Origin of the sequence: Kitasatospora sp. NBC_01539, from assembly GCF_045040525.1 — a bacterium.
Classification (GTDB): Bacteria; Actinomycetota; Actinomycetes; order Streptomycetales; family Streptomycetaceae; genus Kitasatospora.
In genome coordinates this window covers 322099-341150 of sequence record NZ_CP109390.1, presented here as the reverse complement: position 1 = coordinate 341150, position 19052 = coordinate 322099, and the positions used below count along the sequence as shown (strand labels likewise).

9 protein-coding genes are annotated in these 19052 nt (G+C 77.4%); 1 reads left to right on the top strand and 8 read right to left on the bottom strand.

Annotated elements, in window-relative coordinates; translation table 11 throughout:
* Nucleotides 1–12 precede the first annotated feature (12 nt).
* Nucleotides 13–837: a formate dehydrogenase accessory sulfurtransferase FdhD gene (gene fdhD, locus OG335_RS01380; protein ID WP_405009092.1), complete on the top strand. Its 825-nt coding sequence runs from the start codon at nucleotides 13–15 to the stop codon at nucleotides 835–837.
* 24 nt (nucleotides 838–861) lie between these two features.
* On the opposite strand, the gene OG335_RS01375 is transcribed toward fdhD, so the two are convergent.
* From OG335_RS01375 to OG335_RS01340, 8 genes are all read right to left on the bottom strand, one after another.
* Nucleotides 862–1764, bottom strand: coding sequence for an aminoglycoside phosphotransferase family protein (locus OG335_RS01375; protein ID WP_405009091.1), 903 nt, complete (start codon nucleotides 1762–1764; stop codon nucleotides 862–864).
* A gap of 156 nt (nucleotides 1765–1920) precedes the next feature.
* On the bottom strand, nucleotides 1921–7575 hold the full coding sequence (locus OG335_RS01370) for an amino acid adenylation domain-containing protein (protein WP_405009090.1): 5655 nt from the start codon (nucleotides 7573–7575) through the stop codon (nucleotides 1921–1923).
* Nucleotides 7572–10922 (bottom strand): amino acid adenylation domain-containing protein, encoded by a 3351-nt coding sequence (locus OG335_RS01365; protein ID WP_405009089.1) that lies wholly within the window; start codon nucleotides 10920–10922, stop codon nucleotides 7572–7574. Before OG335_RS01365 ends, OG335_RS01370 begins: the two co-directional genes overlap by 4 nt.
* The gene (locus OG335_RS01360) at nucleotides 10915–12813 is read right to left on the bottom strand and encodes a condensation domain-containing protein (protein ID WP_405009088.1); all 1899 of its coding nucleotides are present in this window, start codon (nucleotides 12811–12813) and stop codon (nucleotides 10915–10917) included. Before OG335_RS01360 ends, OG335_RS01365 begins: the two co-directional genes overlap by 8 nt.
* On the bottom strand, nucleotides 12810–14138 hold the full coding sequence (locus OG335_RS01355; RefSeq protein WP_405009087.1) for a 2-oxo acid dehydrogenase subunit E2: 1329 nt from the start codon (nucleotides 14136–14138) through the stop codon (nucleotides 12810–12812). The genes OG335_RS01360 and OG335_RS01355 overlap by 4 nt, the downstream gene beginning before the upstream one ends.
* Entirely contained in the window at nucleotides 14135–16186 is a 2052-nt protein-coding gene (locus OG335_RS01350; protein WP_405009086.1) for a dehydrogenase E1 component subunit alpha/beta, read from the bottom strand. Before OG335_RS01350 ends, OG335_RS01355 begins: the two co-directional genes overlap by 4 nt.
* Nucleotides 16180–17532, bottom strand: coding sequence for a glycosyltransferase family 4 protein (locus tag OG335_RS01345; protein ID WP_405009085.1), 1353 nt, complete (start codon nucleotides 17530–17532; stop codon nucleotides 16180–16182). Before OG335_RS01345 ends, OG335_RS01350 begins: the two co-directional genes overlap by 7 nt.
* The gene (locus OG335_RS01340; RefSeq protein ID WP_405009084.1) at nucleotides 17529–19052 is read right to left on the bottom strand and encodes a glycosyltransferase; all 1524 of its coding nucleotides are present in this window, start codon (nucleotides 19050–19052) and stop codon (nucleotides 17529–17531) included. Before OG335_RS01340 ends, OG335_RS01345 begins: the two co-directional genes overlap by 4 nt.

Sequence of the window (19052 nt, the reverse complement as noted above, 5' to 3'; positions counted from 1 at the left end):
GAGAGGACACCCATGGCCCGATCGACCGCGCGACGGAGCGTGCTGCGCATCCGGGACGGCGTCCGCACCCTCCGGCCGGACACCCTCGCCGCCGAGGAACCGATGGAGATCCGGGTGGGCGGCCGCCCGCTCGCGGTGACCATGCGCACCCCCGGCCACGACTTCGACCTCGCGGCCGGCTTCCTCGCCGGCGAAGGCGCGGTGCACCGCGCCGACGAGATCGCGGGCATGCGCTACTGCGCCGGGGCCACCGACGGCGACGCCAACACCTACAACGTCGTCGACGTCGTCCTCGCCCCGGGCACGAAACCGCCGGACGCCTCGCTGGAACGCCGCTTCTACACCACCTCCTCGTGCGGCGTGTGCGGCAAGGCGAGCCTCGACGCCGTACGGACCACCACGGCCCGGGCGCTCGGACCGGGGCCGCGGGACCTCGCACCGCAGCTGCTGGCCGCACTCCCCGCGCGGCTGCGCGCGGCGCAGCGGGTCTTCGACAGCACGGGCGGCCTGCACGCCGCCGGGCTCTTCACCGCCGACGGCGAGCTGCTCTGCCTGCGCGAGGACGTGGGCCGGCACAACGCCGTCGACAAGGTCGTCGGGCACGCCCTGCGCGGCGGACTGCTGCCGCTGCGCGACACCGTGCTCATGGTGAGCGGCCGGGCCTCCTTCGAGCTGGTGCAGAAGGCCGTGACGGCCGGGATCCCGGTGCTGGCGGCGGTCTCCGCGCCGTCGTCGCTGGCGGTCGACCTGGCCGCCGAGTGCGGGCTGACCCTGGTCGGCTTCCTCCGCGGCACCTCGATGAACGTCTACACCGGGGCCCACCGCCTGGAGGCCTGAACCCCCACCGGCCGACCGGCGGTGTCATCGGCCGCCGTGCGCCCGGTCGGCGAGGATCCGCCCGACGACACGGCGCGCGGTCCCCGCCATGCCCGGGTCGGTCTCCGCGTAGTACCAGAGCTCGTCGAGCGCGATCGACAGCGCCCAGCCGCGGCCCCGGGCCCAGCTCGCCCCGTCGGCCCGCGTACCGGTCCGCAGGACGTCGCGCGCGCCGGCCGGCAGCAGGTACCAGGCCGCGATGAGGTCGACGGCGGGATCGCCCAGCCCCAGGCAGCCGAAGTCGATGACGGCGCCGAGGCGCCCGTGCGCGACCAGCACGTTGCCCGGCTGCAGGTCGGCGTGGATCCAGACGGGCGGGCCGGCCCACGCGGGCGCCCGTAGCGCCTCCTCCCAGGCGGTGGTCACGGCCGCGGTGTCGACCCTTCCGCGGAGGCGTCCGATCGCGGCCCGCGTGCCGGCGTCCCGGTCGGCGAGCGCGCCGCCCCGGAACGAGACCGGCGCACCGCCGGGGTCGATCCGGTGCAGGGCGGTGAGGAAGGCCGCCAGGTCCGCGGCGAGCAGGGCGGGTTCGGCGACCCGGCCGGCCGCCACGGTCTCCCCGTCGAGCCAGCGGTAGACCGACCACGGCAGCGGGTAGCCCTCGCCCGGCACGCCCCGGCCCAGCGGCACCGGTACCGCGGCCGGCAGGTGCGGCGCCAGCCGTGGCAGCCACCGGTGCTCCCGCTCCACGTCGCCGACCGCCCCCGCGGTGCGGGGGAGGCGGACGGCCAGGCCGTCGCCGAGCCGGTACATCGCGTTGGTGGTGCCGCCCGGTTCGACCCGGGCGAGGGGGAGCCCCGCCCACTGCGGGAACTGCGCGGCGACCAGCGCCCGTACCAGGGCGTGGTCGACGGTGATCTCGTCGGCGTGCAGCCGGGGAGCGCTCATGCGGGACCTTCCGGGCGGGGGAGCGGCCGGGGTCGATGCAATCGGCCGGGCCCTCCGCCCGTCAACCGCTTTGATGCTCCCGGGCCGTTCCGCCGTCCTCCGGCGCGCCGGGCCCGGCCACCGCCGACGGGTGGCCGGGTGGCTGCCGACGGGTGGTCAGGGCCGCCCGGCGGCGGCCCGCTCCTGCAGCGCGTCCAGGCCGACGAGGTCGTCGGCGCGGGCGTCGGGCACGTCCCGGTCGAAGCGGGCGAGGACGGTGATCCGCCGGGCGAGCAGGCCCACCGCGGCCAGCACCAGCGCGAACAGCACGTAGGTGAGGCCGAGGCCGCGACCGGGCCCGGTGCCGACCACCAGGCCGACGGTGCCGGCCAGCGCGCCGCCCGGGTCCAGGGCGGGCTGGAGCAGAGCGGCCGTGCCCGGCCCCAGCACGACGAAGCCGATCGGCATGGTGCACCACGCGAACACCGTGTTGACGGCGAACGCGCGGCCGTGGAACCGGGCCGGGATCTTCACCTGCACGATCGTCGCGTAGATGGTGTTCATGACGGTGAGCCCGAGGAACATCCCGAACACACCGGCCGCGACCACCGTCGTCGACGGCCGCAGCCCGGTGACCAGGCAGCCCGCGGCGAGGAGCAGGAAGGAGGTCAGCACGCCGTGCATCCTGCGCTGCGACGGGCCGCCCCAGACCGCCATGAGGGTGCCGCCGGCCATGATGCCGAGACCGCCCGCGAGCGACACCCGGGCGACGTCCGCCAGGGTGCCGAAGCCCAGCACGAGCGGCTGGAAGAAGATGAAGAGCGGCCCGACGAGCAGGTTCGTCCCGGCGAAGAAGAACAGCATCGCGCGGAATCCCGGCGTGCCCGTGGCCAGCCGGAACCCGGCCCGGATCTCCTCGCCCACGCTCTCCCGGCGGCGCCACCCCAGGCTCCGCGGGAAGCGCAGCGAGGCGGTCACCGCCACCGCCACCACGTAGGTGCAGACGTCGGCGATCAGGATGCCGCGCAGCCCGACCGTGGCCAGGGCCGCGGTGGCCGCCAGCGGCACGGCGAACTGCACGATGCCGCCGGCTGCCTGGACGAGACCGTTGGCGTGGCCCAGGTACCGCTTGGGCACCAGTTGGGGCACGGCGGAGGAGTAGGCGATCCGCTGGAACGTCAGGGCGACCGACAGCACCGTCATCAGGGCGTAGACCGCCGGCCTGGCGAGGGCGTCGGCGAGCAGCAGCCCGAGCATCGCGGCCTGGGTGAGACCGGCGGCCGCGTCGGCCGTGATCATGACGGCCCGGCGGCTGTACCGGTCGGCGACGGTGCCCGCGACCGGGGCCGCCAGCAGGCCGGGCACCAGTGCGAGCGACGAGAGCAGGGCGAGCTGCAGCAGCGAGTTGCTGCTGAGGTAGAGCCAGAGCGGCAGGGCGAACTCGGTGGTCGCCGTACCCGCCATGGAGACCAGTTGGCCCGCCGCCACGGCGAGGAAGCGCGGCATGCCCGGTGCCGGGGGCCTGCGCCGGACGCCGCGCGGGGCCGGGCCGGTCGCCGGGGTGGCGTCGGTCGCCGGGGTGGCGTCGGGCCCGGTGGGGGCGGGGGCGGCGTCGGGGGAGCGGCTCGACACGTCGGCGAGGCGCCAGGCCCGCGGCGGTGCGGTACCGGGCCGCCCGCCGACCGTCCCGGAGCTCGGTTCGGAGCTCGGTTCGGAGCTCGGTTCGGGGGCCGTGGGGGTGCGGTCGGCGGCCAGCGCCGGGTGGACCCCGGTGACGATCGCGGCGACCTCCTCGGCGCGGTACTTGAGGAAGTAGTGCCCGGCCTCGTCCAGGACCACCAGGGCGGTGGTGCCGGTGACGAAGTGCCACTCCCTGAACCGCTCCTCGTGGTAGGAGGTGATGTCGTCCCGCTCGCCGACGACGGAGATCACCGGCGCCGCCAGCGGCGTCACCCGGCGTCGCAGCAGCGCGGTGAAGTACTCCTCGGCCTCGATGTTGTCGGTGCGCAGGTCGTGCACCATGCGGCGGGCCTGCTCCGGGTCGACCTCGTCCAGGCCGAGGCCCAGGGAGGTGAGCCAGTCGCGGTAGCGCCGGTCGCTGCCCAGGCGCTCCAGCCGGGCGAGCAGCCGGACGAGCGGTCCGCGGGGCCGGGCGAAGGGGAAGATGCCGCCGACGTAGACGGCGTCGACCGCCCGCCCGCTCTCCTCCAGGGCCAGCGCGAGGGCGACGGCCAGGGCGCCGCCGACCCCGCAGTGCCCGTACAGCGCGACGGGGCCGCGCACCTGCGAACGGATCTCGGCGACGGCCGCGGCGACCAGCTCGGGGAACGCGGCGCGGCGCTCGGCCAGTCCCATCTCCTCGCCGGTGCCGGCCAGCGCCAGCAGGGCGTGGCCCGGCGGCAGGGCCTCGGCGAGCGGCTGGTAGACGGCGGCGCTGCCGCCGCCGTACGGGATGCAGACCAGGGTGAGGGCCGGCTCGCAGGTCTGCCGGGGTGTCAGTTCGTGCAGGACGCGGGCGGGTCCGCGGTCGGCTGCCGGGGTGTCGGCCAGCGCCGCCAGGGCGCGGACGGTGGGGTGCTTGAAGAGGTCCATCAGGGAGAGCGCCGCGCCGCCCGGGAGGGTGGCCCGCAGCCTGGCCACGACGCGGATGCCGAGGAGGGAGTGCCCGCCGAGGGCGAAGAAGTCGTCGTCGAGCCCCGGGGTGGGGATTCCGAGCGCTTCGGCCCAGACCGCGGCGACGGCGAGTTCCGCGTCGGTGGTCGGCTCGGCCCGCTCGCCGGTGGCGGGGGCGAGCACCGGGGCGGGCAGCGCGGCACGGTCGAGCTTGCCGGTCGGGCCGACGGGCAGCGCGTCCAGGGTGACGTGCGCGGAGGGCAGCATGGAGTCGGGCAGGGTACGGCGCAGCCCGGCGCGGAGGGCGGCGGCGCCGGTGTCGGCGCCGGAGCCGTCGGGCACGGTGTACGCGACGAGCCGGCGGTCGCCCGGCCGGTCCTCGCGGACGGTCACGGCGGCGTCCCGGACGCCGGGCAGGGCCCGCAGGGCGGCCTCGATCTCGCCGGGTTCGATGCGCAGGCCGTGCAGTTTGACCTGCTGGTCGGTGCGGCCGAGGTAGTCGATGGTGCCGTCGGGCAGATGGCGGGCGAGGTCGCCACTGGCGTACATGCGCGCGCCGGGCGGGCCCCACGGGTCGTCGCGGAAGCGTTCGGCGGTGAGCTCGGGCCTGCCGAGGTAGCCGCGGGCCACGCCGGGCCCGGCGATGTGGAGTTCGCCGGGCAGTCCGGTGGGCACCGGGCGGCCGTGCCGGTCGAGGAGGTGGACGCGCATGTTCTGGATCGGCCGGCCGATGGGCGTGCGGCGCAGCCCCTCCAGGGCCTCCGGTGTGCACGTCCAGGCGGTGCAGTCGACGGACGCCTCGGTGGGCCCGTAGAGGTTGTGGAGGGCGCAGCCGGGGAGGCGGGCGAGGGCGCGGCGGGCGAGGTCGGCGGGCAGTTCCTCGCCGCTGCAGACCATGGTGCGCAGGGTGGTGCACCGTTCGACGCCGTCCTCGGCGAGGAGGACGGCGAGCATGGACGGCACGAAGTGCACGGTGGTGACGGAGTGGCGGATGACGGCGTCGCGCAGGTAGGCGCCGTCGCGGTGGCCGCCGGGGCGGGCCATCACGAGGCGGGCGCCTTCGCGGAGCGGCCAGAACAGCTCCCAGACGGAGACGTCGAAGGCGGCCGGGGTCTTCTGGAGCACGGCGTCGTCGGGGCCCAGCGGGTAGGCGCGCTGCATCCAGTCGAGCCGGTTGTCGATGCCACGGTGGGTGCAGACGACCCCCTTGGGCCGGCCGGTGGAGCCGGAGGTGAAGATGACGTACGCCGCGTCGTCGGGCCCGGCGGGGCGGCCCGCGGGCCGGTCGGCGCCGTCGGCCGGCTGGTGCCACAGGGCGGGGTCGTCGAGGCCGATCACGAGCGTGCCGGCGGGGAGTTCGGCGGGGAGGCGGTCGCGGACGGCGTCCTGTACGAGCAGCACCGGGGGTGCTGCGTCGCCGAGCATGCCGGCCAGGCGGTCCGCCGGGTGGTCCGGGTCGAGGGGCAGGTAGGCGCCGCCGGCCTTGAGCACGCCCAGCAGGCCGGCGACGAGCTCGGCGGAGCGCTCCGCGCACACGGCGACGATCTTCTCCGGTCCGACGCCGTGGCCGCGCAGTCGGACGGCCAGCGCCTCGGCCATGGAGTCGAGTTGACGGTATGTCAGGACATCGCCGGTGGCGTCGACGGTGAGGCAGGTGCGGTCCGGCGTGCGGGCCGCCTGCTGCTCGAAGCGCCCGTGCAGGGTGCCGGGGGCGAGGTCGACGACGGCGCCGTTCCACTCCGCGAGCGCGGTGCGGTGTTCGGCCTCGTCCGTCAGGTCGAGCCGGGAGAGCGGGAGTTCGGGGTGGAGCGCGACCTGCTGCAGCATCCGCCGGAAGAGCTCGGCCAGCCGCGCGAGGGTGGCCGGGTCGAACAGGTCGGAACTGTACGTGAAGAAGCCGTGCAGCCCCTCGTCGGTGTGCCGCAGGTACAGCTCCAGGTCGAACCGGGTGGAGCCGGTGGTGAACGGGTGGTGCTCCACCGTCGGGCCGTCGCCGCGGCCGGCGGCGGACGCCTCGGCACGCTCGTAGTTGAGCAGGGTGAAGGAGGTCTGGAACACCGGCGGCCGGCCCGGGTCGCGGGGCAGCGCGAGCTCCTCGACGAGCTGCTCGAACGGCATGTCCTGGTGGGCCAGGTCGGCCACGAACCGGTCGCGGACCCCGGCCAGCAGCGCGGCGAAGGACGGGTCGCCGGAGAGATCGGCGCGCAGCGCCAGCACGTTGGCGAACAGGCCGACCAGCGGCTCCAGTTCGGGCAGCGTGCGGCCGGCGACGGTGGAGCCCACCGCGAAGTCCTCCTGCCCGCACCAGCGAGCCAGCAGCGCCTGGTAGGCGGCGAGGAGCGTCATGTAGGGCGTGGCGCCGTGGGCGGCGCCGAGCGCCAGGACGGCCCGGCTCAGGTCGGGGTCGAGCGCGATGCCGTGCCCGGCGCCGCGCAGGCTGGGCACGGCGGGGCGGGGCCGGTCGGTGGGCAGGTCGAGCGGGGGCACGCCGTCGAGCCGGGCGCGCCAGTGCGCGAGGTCGGCCCGGCGTACGGCGCCCTGGTAGCGCTCGCGCTGCCAGGCCGCGAAGTCGCCGTAGCGGACGGCGGGTTCGGCGACCGGAGCGGTGTCGGCCGGGTGACCGGCGCGGTAGTCGTCGAGCAGCTCGCGCAGGAACAGCTCGCTCGACCACCCGTCGGAGACGATGTGGTGCTGCACCACGACCAGCCGGTGGTCCTCCGGGTCGGCCCGCAGCAGACACGCGCGGACGACGGGGCCGTCGGCGAGGTCGAAGGGCCTGCCGGTCTCCTCCTGCACCCAGCGGCTCAGCTGCTCCTCGCGGGCCTCCGGCCCGAGGTCCGGATCGGCCGTGCGGACGGTCGGCCGGAAACGGCCGGGCGGGTCGACGACGACCCGCGGGGTGCCGTCCTCGGCGGTGGGGAAGCGCATCCGCAGGCTCTCGTGCCGGGCGACGACGCGTTCCACCGCCCGGACCAGCCGTGCGGTGTCGAGCGGACCGCGCAGCCGGACGACCAGGGGCACGGTGTAGGCGGTGCTGTCGGGCACGAACCGGTCCATGAACCAGAGCCGCTCCTGGGCGAAGGACAGCGGCGGTTCGCTGCCCTCCGGCCGCCGGGGCACGGTCGTGACCGGGCCTGCGGTGCGGGCCGTGCGCAGCCGTCGGGCGAGGAGTTCGGCCCGTGCGTCGTGCGGTCGTGCGGTGTCGGCGCCGGTGGTCATCTCGCCGGGCCCCCTTCCTGGATCAGTGCGTGCACCTCGTCGTCGCTGAGGGCGTCGATCTCGGCGAGCAGGAGGTCCTCCACGGCCGCGGCCGTGCCGGCCACGGTCGGTGCGGTGAACAGGGTGCGCACCGGGAGGTCGAGCCCGAGGGCGGCCCGCAGCCGGGCCAGCACCCGGACGGCGAGCAGTGAGTGGCCGCCCAGGGTGAAGAAGTCGTCGTGCACGCCGACCTGTTCGAGGCCGAGCACCTCGGCCCACACCTCGGCGACCAGGTGTTCGGCGTCGGTCCGCGGCGGGGTGCGGACGGTGGCGGGGCCGGTCGCACCGTCCGCGGCGCCACCGGGCGCGGGGAGGGCGGCGCGGTCGACCTTGCCGCGGACGGTCAACGGCAGCCGGTCCAGCACCGCGTAGGCGTCCGGGACGAGGTGGGCGGGCAGGAGCCCGCGCAGATGCCGCCGCAGGGCGTCGGGCTGCGGCGCGTCGGTGCCGGGGGCGGCGACCACCCAGGCGGCCAGCGTCTGCCGGCCCGCATCGTCGTGCAGGTCCACGACGGCCCGGGCGACGCCGGGGTGGCGCAGCAGGGCGGCCTCCACCTCGGCCGGTTCGACCCGGTGGCCGCGCACCTTGAGCTGCCGGTCGCGGCGGCCGAGGAACTCCAGCGTGCCGTCGGGCCGCAGCCGGGCGAGGTCGCCCGTCCGGTACATCCGCCCGCGGCCCGCCGCCGCCGGGGGCGCCCCCGGGCCGGGCGGTCCGTACGGGTCGTCGGTGAAGCGGTCCGCGGTGAGGTCGGCGCGGCCGAGGTAGCCGTCGGCGATCCCGGCCCCGGCCAGCCACAGCTCGCCGGGCACGCCGGCCGGCACCGGGCGCCGGCCGTCGTCCAGCACGTACGCGCCGGTGGCGGCGATCGGGCGGCCGATGCCGGGCCGCCCGTGGGTGTCGGCGGCGCCGAGCCGGGTCGCGGTGGCGATCACGGCGGCCTCGGTGGGGCCGTACGTGTTCCACAGCTCGACCCGGTCGCCGAACCGTTCGCGCCAGGCCGCCACCGAGGCCGCCGCGACCTGGTCGCCGCCGAGCACCACGGTGCGCAGCGCGGGTGGCCACGGCACGGAGGGACCGGCGGCCACGAGCTCCTGCCAGTAGGCGGTGGGCAGGTCGAGGACGGTCAGGGCGCCGCCGTCGGGGCCGCCCAGCCAGTCGGGGAGTTCGGCGGCGGGCACGGGCAGCAGCACGACCTCCGCACCGTGGGTGAGGGCGGGGAAGATCTCCTCCACGTGGGTGTCGAAGCCCAGCGCGGCGAACTGCAGCACGCGCTCGCCGGGGCCGAGGCCGTAGGCCTCGCCCATCCAGCGCACCCGCGCGGTGAGGGCGCGATGGGGGACGGCCACCGCCTTGGGCTCGCCGGTGGAGCCGGAGGTGTGCAGGACGTAGGCGAGGTCGCCGGGCGCGGGCCCGGCCGGGTCGGCGAACGTGGCGGGATCGGCGGGGTGGGCGGGATCGGTGGGGTGGGCGGGCGTGCCGGGGTCGGCGATGTGGGGGGAGAGCGCCGCGGTCGGCAGCCCGAGGCCGGCATCCGTCGTGCCGGAGGCGGTTGTGGCGGTGGTGGTCGTGGCGGTGGTGGTCAGGACGGCGGTGGCGCCGGCCCGGTTGAGCATGGCCCGGGCCCGTTCGGGCGGCAGGCCGGGGTCGAGCGGCAGGTAGCCACAGCCGGCGAGGAGGATGCCCCAGATCCCGGCGACCGACGCGGCCGACCGCTCGCCGTGGAGCCCCACCGGCGTCCCTGGGAGCGCTCCCATCGCGCGCACGGCGACTGCCGCCCGCTGCGCCTCGGCCAGCAACTCCCGGTAGCTGAGCACCCGTTCGCCGTCGCGTACGGCCGGCGCGTCGGGCGTACGGGCGGCCTGGCGGAGCAGCAGCGAGACCACCGTCTCGTCCTCGTCACCCGCCGCCGCGGTGTCGGCCGGACCGTGCAGCAGCGAGCCGTGTTCGCCGGGCGCCAGGAGCGACAGCTCGGCCACCGGCACGCCGGGCTGCGCCACGGCGGCCCGGGCCAGCAGCGGCAGTCTGTCCAGCAGGGCCTGCGCGGCCGCGCCGTCCAGCACCGCCGGGTCGTGACCCAGCACCAGGTGGAGGCCGTCGGCGTGCGGCCAGGCGTCCAGCGCGGTGTCGAACGGCGTCGGCGCGGGCTCGCCCGGCAGCGCCTCGACCCGCAGCACCCCGGGCGCCGTGGCGCCGGACGCGGCGGCAGCCCGCGCAGGCGCCGGTGCCGCCTCCGTGTGCAGGTTGAACCAGTGCCGGAACAACTGCCGCTGCCCCTCCTCGCGGGCCGTGCCCAGGGCGCCGAGCAGCCGCTCGTACGGCACCTGCGGGTGGGAGAGCGCCCCGGTGACGGCCGACCGGGTGCGGTCGAGCAGGCCCTCGAAGGTGACGTCGCCGCCGAGGTCGGCGCGCAGCGGCAGCACCGCGGTGAAGCACCCGATCAGGTGCTCGTCGGCGCTGCGCTCGCGCCCGGCCGTCGGCGCACCCACCACCAGGTCGTCCTGCCCGGTGTGCCGGGCCACCAGCAGCTGGTAGAGCGCCAGCCAGGCCATGAACGGCGTGCACCCGCGGCTGCGGGCGCACCCCTCCACGGCTGCCGCGAGGGCGCCGTCGACCCCGGCCCGCACCCAGGAGGTCGCCCGGTCGCGGTCGGGTGCCGGGCGGGCCGGAGCCGCCGCCGGGGGCAGCCCGCGAGCCGGCGGCGCCGCCAGCTCGGCCGACCAGTGGGCCAGCGCCCGGTCCGCCGCCGGTCCCGCCGCCCGGGACCGCTGCCACATCACGTGATCGCCGAAACCGCCCTCCACGGACGGCAGTCGGGGCACCTGGCCGGCCACCGCCGCGTCGTGCGCGGTGACGAGCTCGTCGAGCAGCAGCCGGATCGACCAGCCGTCGGAGACCAGGTGGTGCGCCGCGACCAGCAGCACGTGCGTCCGCTCCCCGGTGCGGTACAGCTCCACCCGCAGCAGCGGGCCGCGGTCCGGTGCGTACGGCTCCAGGCCGCGCCGCCCCGCACGGCTCACCGCGGCCGCCTCCGGGTCGGCGGCCGCCCGCAGGTCGTGCACCGCCACCCCGACCCGCGCCCCGCCGTCGATCCGCTGCACGGGCGCACCGTCGACCTCGGCGAACGAGGCGCGCAGCGGCTCGTGCCGGCCGACCACGGTGTCCACCGCCCGCTGGAACGCCGCCGGATCGAGCGGGCCGGTCAGACGGCGCACGGTGACGAGGTTCTCCGACACGTCGTCCGGGTCGACGCGCTGCAGGAACCACATCCGTTCCTGCCCCGGCGTCAGCGGGTACTCGCGGTCAGACATGCTGGTGCTCCTCGGTGAGACGGGCGAGTACCGCGCCGAATCCGGCAGGGGTGGGGGATTCGAAGAAGGCCGAGGCCGGGACGGCCACGCCGTACCGCTCCTCGATGCGCGCGGCGATCCGCACGACGGCCAGCGAGTCGCCGCCGAGGGCGAAGAGGTCGTCGTGGTCGCCGACCCCGGCCCGGCCCAGGACCTCGCACCAGAGGGCTCGCAACTCCCCGACCGGGCCGCCGCCCGCCGGTGCGGCTGCCGCGCCGGTCGTGGCGACGGCCGCCCGGCCGGTCGGCGCGGCGGCCCGCACGGGCGCCCGCCAGGGCTCGGCCGTCCGCAGCGTGCTCACCGGGGCGTCCGGCCGCTCCGCCAGCTCCGCCAGCAGCTCGGCGAGCGCCTCGGCCAGGCCCGTGACGGACTTCCGCGTGTACCGCGCGCACGGATACGTCAGCACCAGCTCCGCGCCGTCCGGTCCGGCGCCCGCCGCCAGCGTGAGGTCGTAGGCGGTGCCGTCGACCTCCTGGCCCCAGGGGTGCGCGTCCACCCCCGGGCCCCAGCCCGTGTCCGGCGCCCCGGCGACCGCGGTGCCCTCGTCCCTTTCCACGAACAGCACCTGGAACAGCGGGTGCACGCCCGGCGCCCGGCGCGGGGCCGCGGCCGCCACGATCCGGTCGAACGGCGCGGCCTGCGCCAGGCCCGCCGCGAGCGCGTCCCGCACGCGCAGCGCGAGCACCCGGAACGCCGGATCGTCCGCGAGCGAGACCCGCAGCGGCAGCAGATCGGTGAAACAGCCCACCACGGGGTCGAGGTCACGGTGCGGCCGGCCGCCCGAGACCACACCCACCGTGACGTCCCGCCGGTCCGCGCAGCGCGCCACCACCACCAGGAACCCGGCGAGCAGCACGGTGTGCGCCGTCAGCCGCGCGCCCGCCCCGACCGCGCGCAGCCGCTCCACCGTCCCGGCGGTCAGCCGCACGGTCACCGAGGCCGTGCTGCGCCCCGTCGCCGCCCGGGCCTCCCGCGGGGCGGCCAGGCCGAGCTCGAGTACGGGCGCGGCACCCTGCAGCCGGTGCCGCCAGTAGGCGAGCCGCTCGGGCAGCACCTGGTCCAGGCGGTGCCGCGACCACACCGCGTAGTCCGCGTAGTCCGGCCCTTCCGGCTCCGCCGCGTCGGCCGCGTCGGTTGCGTCGGTCGTGTCGGTGGGAGCGGCCGTGTCGGTGGCGGCGAGCGCCCGGTAGGCGTCGGCCAGTCGGCCCGTCAGCAGGGCCGCCGACCGGGCGTCGGCCGCGATGTGGTGGCAGACCAGCAGCAGCCGGTGACGGTCGGGTGCCAGCCGCAGCACCGTCAGCCGCAGCATCGGCCCGGTCGCCAGGTCGAAGCGGTGGCTCCCCGCCTCCACGGCGACGGCCTGCGCGAGCGCCTCGCGCTCCTCCGCGGGGACGGGCGTCAGATCCACCGTCTCCAGCAGCGTGCGGGCCTCGTCGGGCGTCAGCGGGTGCTCGGGCAGCAACTGCACCGGCTCGCCGTCGTGCTCCGCGTAGCGGGTGCGCAGGACGGGGTGCCGGTCGACCACGGCGGCCAGCGCCGCGGCCAGCCGGTCGAGGTCGAGCACACCCTCCAGCGCGAGGCCCGCGGTGACCGGCGGCGAGGCGGACGGCCCGCCGATCCGGTCGGCCAGCCAGAGCCGGCGCTGCTCCGCGGAGCAGATCAGCGGGCCGCCGCCGCGCGGCACCCGGGGGATGCCGCGGCTGCCGGAGGCCGCCTGCCGCCGGGCCGCCAGCAGGCGCAGGGCGAGGCCGCGGCGGTCGTCCGGCCGCGCAGGGCCCGTGCCGGGCGCGCCGTCGGCGTCCGGGCCGTCCGGGACGTCCGTGGTGCGAGGGGTGGTGCGGGGCGTGGTCACTCGTCCTCCCCGGCGAGGCGCAGCGGCGCCTCCAACAGGTCCTTCACGCCGGTGAGCAGGGCCACCACCTGGCGGCCGTTCAGCAGCCGGTGGTCGAAGGCGGCGCCGAGGTGCACGAGGCTGCGGGCCCGGAACCCGCCGTCGGGTCCGGGCAGGACGACCGTGCGGGGCGCCGCCAGGGACAGGGCGCACGCCTGCCCGGGGAAGACCACCGGCAGCGCGAAGGCCACCCCGGGGTCGGTGTGCAGGGTCAGGGTGATGTTCGCGCCCTGCAGCTCCCGGTCGCGGAAGGCACCGCGCAGCGCCGCCATGCGGTACTGCATCAGCGTGCGGGCCAGGTCGCCGAGCGGGGCCCGGTCGGCGTCGTGCACCACGGGCACGAACAGTCCGCCGCCGAGGTCGAAGGTCACCCCGACGTGCGCGCCGGGTACCAGCCGGGTGGCCGTGCCGTCCGCCGTCAGCGCGGCGAAGCAGGCCGGGTCGGTGCCGCGTCGCGCGGCGAGCGCGGCGAGCGTCAGTTCGGGGAGCCCGACGAGCGTGCCGGCGGCCGCACGGAGGGCGGGTCCGGCGCCCAGGGCCTCCGTCACGTCGACCTCCACGGCGGTGAACGCCGCGGGGATGTCGCGGTGGGCGGCGGTGACCGTGGCGGCCACCGCCCGCTGGATCCGCGGCAGCGGCGTCACCGTGGTGCCGGGCGGGTCCTGCGCGGCCTGTACGGCCGGCGCGTCCAGGGCCTGCGCGGTGACCCGTACGTCTGCCGCCCGAAGGCCGGTGTCCCCGGGCGCGGTGCCCACGGGTGCGGTGTCCCCGGGTGCGGTGTCCCCGGGTGCGGTGCCCACGGGCACGGCCGCCGTACGGGCCGCCGCCAGCCGCTCCACCTCGGCCCGCCGCACCAGCGGCACGCCGAGCGCGAGCGCCTCCGCCTCGGGGATGCCCAGCTCGGCGAGCAGCGCCCGGGCGGGCGCGGTCAGCACCGGGCCCTCACTGCGGCCCGGTGCGTCCGCGGGTGCCGCGGCCGTCGGTGCGGCGGCTTCTGCCACGGCGGCCTCCGCCGCGGCCGGCACCGGCCGCCGGGCGGCCTCCAGCGACCCGGCGTCCGCGTGCAGCCGGGCGATCAGGTCGCCCGGGGCGTACTCCTGCCCGGGCCGGCCCAGCTGCTCCAGCAGGCCGTCGGCCGGGGCGGCCAGCTCCTCGATCGCCTTCGACGTCTCCACCTCCAGCAGCGGCTCGCCCTCGGCCGCCTTCCCGCCGTCCGGCACCAGCCAGGCCAGCAGGGTGTAGGCCGCGTCGTTGTTGTTGACCTTCGGCATCCGGTACTCCGTCACCGCGACCGTTCCTCTCCGTGCTGTACCGACGCGCGGACCGCCCGCCGGATGTCCTCGGCCTGCAGGAACACCTCGTCCTCCAGGTGCGGTGCGGCCGGCACGACCGCGTCCGCCGCGCTCAGCACCCGCACCGGGGCGCGCAGCTCCGACCAGAGCCGCGTGTGCAGCGCGTGCGCCACCTCGGTGCCCCAGCCGGCCCCGGGGGTGCCGTCCTCCACCACGACGACGCTGCCCGCGCCGGCGCACAGCTCGGCGAGCCGGTCGGCGTCGAGCGGGTGGAGCTGCACGGGCACCAGCAGGCGGCAGCAGAGCTCGTCCTCCAGCAGGAGCAGGCGCGCGGCGTCGACCGCGCGGCGGGCGAGCCCGCCGGGCGCGATCAGCACCGCGTCGACCTCCTCCACGCCGGCCGGGCCGACCACCGCCGTGCCCAGCGGGCCGCCGTCGAGCCGGTAGCCCAGCACGTCGTCGACGACGCCGTCGGCGTACCGCCGCTCGGTGTAGAGCACCTTGTCCTCGAAGAGCACCGACGGGGTGCCCGTGGTGAGGGCGTGCCGCACCAGCGGCACCGCGTCGTGGAACGGGCTCAGCTCGTACAGGTCGAGGTCCGGCACGCCCAGCAGGTGCTTCTGCGGGCTCTGGCTGTGCGTGGGGCCGTAGCCGCGGCGCCCCCCGACCGGGCAGCGCACCAGCAGCGGCACGGGCACTCTCCGGCCGTACATCGAGACGGACTTCGCGGCGAAGTTGACCAGCTGGTCGAAGGCCAGGGTGACGAAGTCGCCGAACATCATCTCGACCACGGCCCGGTCGCCGGCGAGCGCCAGACCGGCGCCGACGCCCGTGATGGCGCCCTCGCTGAGCGGGGTGGACCGCACCCGGTCGCCGAACCGGGTCGACAGGCCGCGGGTGACCTTGAAGGCGCCGCCGTACGGGTCCGACACGTCCTCGCCGAGCAGGTGCACGGAGGGGTCGGACTCCATCAGGCCGTGCAGGGCCCGGTTGAGGTTCTCGGCGACCCGCTCGCGTCGCGGCGGCGTGCCGTCGACGACCGCCGCCGCGTCGACGACCGCCGGCGCGGGGACGACCGCCGGCGCGCTGCCCGTACGGCTCGCGCGGGCCCGCCCGTCGGACGGGGGCCGCGCCGACACCTCGGCGACCAGCCGGTCGACCAGCGCGGCCTGCCGCGCGTCCCATGCGGCGAACCGCCCGGGCGACGCGCCCGCGCGGGCGGCGTACCAGTCGCGGTCGTGCAGCGCCGCCAACTCCTCGGCGCCGCGGGTGTCGTCGCCCTTGCTGTGCGGGCCGAGCCGCGGCACGTCCAGCTCGACGACCAGCGGGCCGCCGCCCGCCCGTACCCGCGCGAGCAGCGGCTGCAGCTCGGCGCGCAGCGCGCCGGGGCGGGTCTCCGCCGAGTGGTGGTGGGCCGCGCCGAACGCCTCCGCGCGGGCCCGCACGGTGCCCGCCATCTGCAGCCGGGTCGGCGTCGACTGCGCGATGCCGTTGTGCTCGACCACGACGACGAGCGGCAGGTGCCACAGCGCGGCCATGTTCAGCGCCTCGTAGACTGCGCCCTCGCCCCAGGTGCCGTCACCGACGAAGGCGAGCGCGAGGGCGCCGTCGCCCGTCCGGCTGCGCCGCAGGGCCGCGCCGACCGCGACGGGCAGGCTCTCGCCCTGCACGCCGGTGGAGAGGAAGCCGTCGGTGTAGAGGTGCTGGCTGCCGCCGACGCCGCCGCAGACGGCGCCCTGGCGGCCCATCACCTCGGCGAGCAGGCCGTCGGCGTCGCCCGTCAGGGCGAGGTAGTGGCCGTGGCCGCGGTGGTTGCTGAACACCATGTCGTCGGCGCGGAGCAGAGGGGCCAGTGCCACCGGCACGTACTCCTGGCCGAGGCAGGTGTGGGTGGTGCCGCTGACCCGTCCCTCGCCGAACAGGCGCAGCAGCGCGAGCTCGACGTGGCGGATCAGCAGCAGCGTGGCCAGGTCGTCGTCGGCCGGGCCGTCCGGCGCCGCGTCGGCGGGGGCGGGCCCGGGGCGGGCCAGGGGGTTCAGCACGGGGTCGGCTCCTCGGTGCGCTGGGTGGGTGCGGCGTCGGGTGCCGGGTGCCGGGCGGCGGCCCGGCGGGCGGCGAGCAGCCGGAGCACGGCCGTCCGGTCGGCACCGGGGTCGGCACCGGTGCGGGGTGCGGGGGGCGGCTGCACCGGTGCGGGCGGTGCCGGGGGCGTGACGGGTTCGGCGAGGTAGTGCTCGAAGGCGTCCGGGTCGAGGCCGGTGGCGAACGCGGCCGCGGCGGCCCGCGAGTGCGCGGCCAGGCCCTCGTAGTGGCCGCGGTCGGTGAGCAGCGCGGTGAGCGCCTCCCGCCACGGGCCGAGGTCCTGCGCGGGCACCACGGGCAGCGGCCGGGCCGACCCCGCGCCGGGGAGGTAGGAGGTGACGGGCCGGACGGGCAGCCGGCCCGGCACGCCGAGCTTGGCCTCGGTGAGGCCGCCGACGTCCGACGCGAGCACCGGGATGCCGCGGAGCATCGCCTCCACGCAGGTGTAGCCGAACGTCTCGTCCCACAGCGAGGGCATCAGCAGGACGCCGGTGCGGCGCAGCACCTCGTCGATGTCGTCCACCGGCGGGGCGACGGTGATGTTGGGACGGCGTTCGAGCTGCTCCCGCTCCGCGCGGTCGGCACCCCAGGTGGGAACGGCCAGGAACGGCACTGCGGGCAGCGCGTCGGCGAGGCCGAGCAGGATCGAGATGCCCTTGTACGCGCAGGGGTTGACCATGGTGACCGCTCCGCGGCCGAACCGGCCGAGCGCGGGGAACGGTCCGTCGCCGTACACCTGCGGATGGATCACCCGGGCGTCGAGCCCGGCGTGCTGCCGGACGTACTCCCGGGCGGCCCGGCTGACCGCCATGACGGCGGCGGCCCGCCGCACCATCCGGGTGCCGGCCTCGCTGGGATGGAACGCCCCGGGGCCGAACGGCAGTTGCTGGATGGTGTGCACGAGGTAGACGACCCGGTCCGGGGTGGCCGCCAGGGCCGCGCTCAGCATGACGTGCCCCGGATCGTCGCCGGGGACGAGCGTGCGGTCGGGCCGCAGCTCGGCCGCCACCGCCCGGACCCGCCCGGGCAGCAGGGACGGCGTGCGCACCGCGTGCACGGTGACGCCCCGGTGGGTGTAGACGACGGCGTCCGGTCCGTCGGACAGCACGGTGGCGCCCCGCTCGGTCAGCGCGCGGACGGCGTCCGCCGCGCCGCCCGTCACGGTGGCGAGCGCGCCGGTGAGCGGGCCGACGACCGTGCAGGTGTGGCCGCGTGCGGCGAGCCGTTCCAGCAGCAGCCGGTTCGACCGGTTGGCGCCGCCGTGCGACGGGAGGTGGATGAGGTTCTGGGCGAGCAGGATCCTCACCGCTCCACCCCCAGCAGCAGGCCGTCCGGCGCGTCGCCGGCGCGGCGTGCGGTCCGCGCGGTGGCCTGCTGCGGGATCGCCGTGGCGGGCCGGTCGGCCGGTGCGGGCCCGGTGACCGGGGTCGCCGTGGCGGGCAGGTCGGCCGGGGCTGCCGTGGCGGGCCGGTCGAGCCGCAGGCGCAGGCGCGCCCGGATCCGTTCGAGGTCGCGCGGCGGCAGGTCGCGCAGGCGGTCACGGACGGAGCCGTCCGGGGCCGCGGTCTCCGTACGGTCGAGCAGCCGGACCAGGCGGTCCGCGGCGGCGTCCTGGGCGCCGTGCGGGTCGGGCAGTCCGGCGACGGCCCGGGCCCGCGCCCGGTAGCCGTGGTCGGAGGCCGCGGCGCGCACGGCGGCGGGCAGGTCGGCCGTCCGCCAGCGGGCGGCGGGCACCGTGCGGGCCAGGCCCCAGCGGGCGAGCCGGGCGGCGTTGTCCGGCCGGTCGATGCCGTCGGCCATCAGCACCTGCGGTGTGCCGGAGGCGAGCACCCGTGCGGTCGTGCCGATGCCGCCGTGGTGCACCACCGCGGCGGCCCGCGGCACGGCCGCGGCGAAGCTGAGCCCGGGCGACCAGCGGAGGTTGCCGGGCAGCGAGGCCGGCAGCAGATCGCGGTGCCGGACGACCAGGAGGGTCGGCAGCCCGGTCTCCGCGGCGGCGGCCACCAGGGCCGGGTAGTAGTCGGGGTCCAGCATGCGGCCGGTGCCGCCGGTGGCGAGCACGGGCCGGACGCCGGGCGCGAAGGCACCGCCGAACACGTCGGCCGGCCCGTCCGCGGGGCCGCCGCGCAGGGTGCCCGGTGCGTCCGTCGGCCCGGCCTGCCGGGCGCCGAGGGCGTCCGCCGTGCCGTCGGGCAGCGGGAAGCCGGTCAGGGAGGTCCGGGCCGGCGAGCGGGTGCCGGCGGCGTCGAACCAGCTCGGCCACAGGCCGATCTCGGCGTCGCTCGCGGCGAACCAGGCCCGCCAGTCGCGGATCGGCGGCTGCCCGAGGCCGGCGCGGACGGCCTGCAGGCCGTCGGCGAGTTCGGTGCCGTAGAGGTGGGCGGCGACGGGTGCGGCCATCAGCTGGGTGGGTGCGAGGGCCACCCAGGCGGCGGGTGCGCCGAGGAGTTCGGCGGTGAAGCGCACCGAGACCGCCGAGGTGTGGCGGCCGACGAGGACGGTCTCGCCGGGGGAGTGCAGCCGCCGCAGGGTGCGGCACTCGGCGGCGATCTGCTCGAACATGCCGTTGCGCCGGTAGAAGGCGTCCCAGCCGAGCCGGGCCCGCGTGCCGCCGAGCAGGTGGGGCGTGTCGGCGAGGACCCGCTCGAAGGCGTCCTCGCCGTCGATCGGTTCGAAGCCGAGGCCCGCGCGGGCCGCGGCCTCCCGGTACGGCGCGTGGGTGAGCAGCACGGCCCGGTGGCCGGCGCGGACGAGCGCGGCGCCCAGGCTCACGAACGGCAGGACGTCGCCGTCGCTGCCGTGTGTCACGAGCAGGAACAGGGCCAT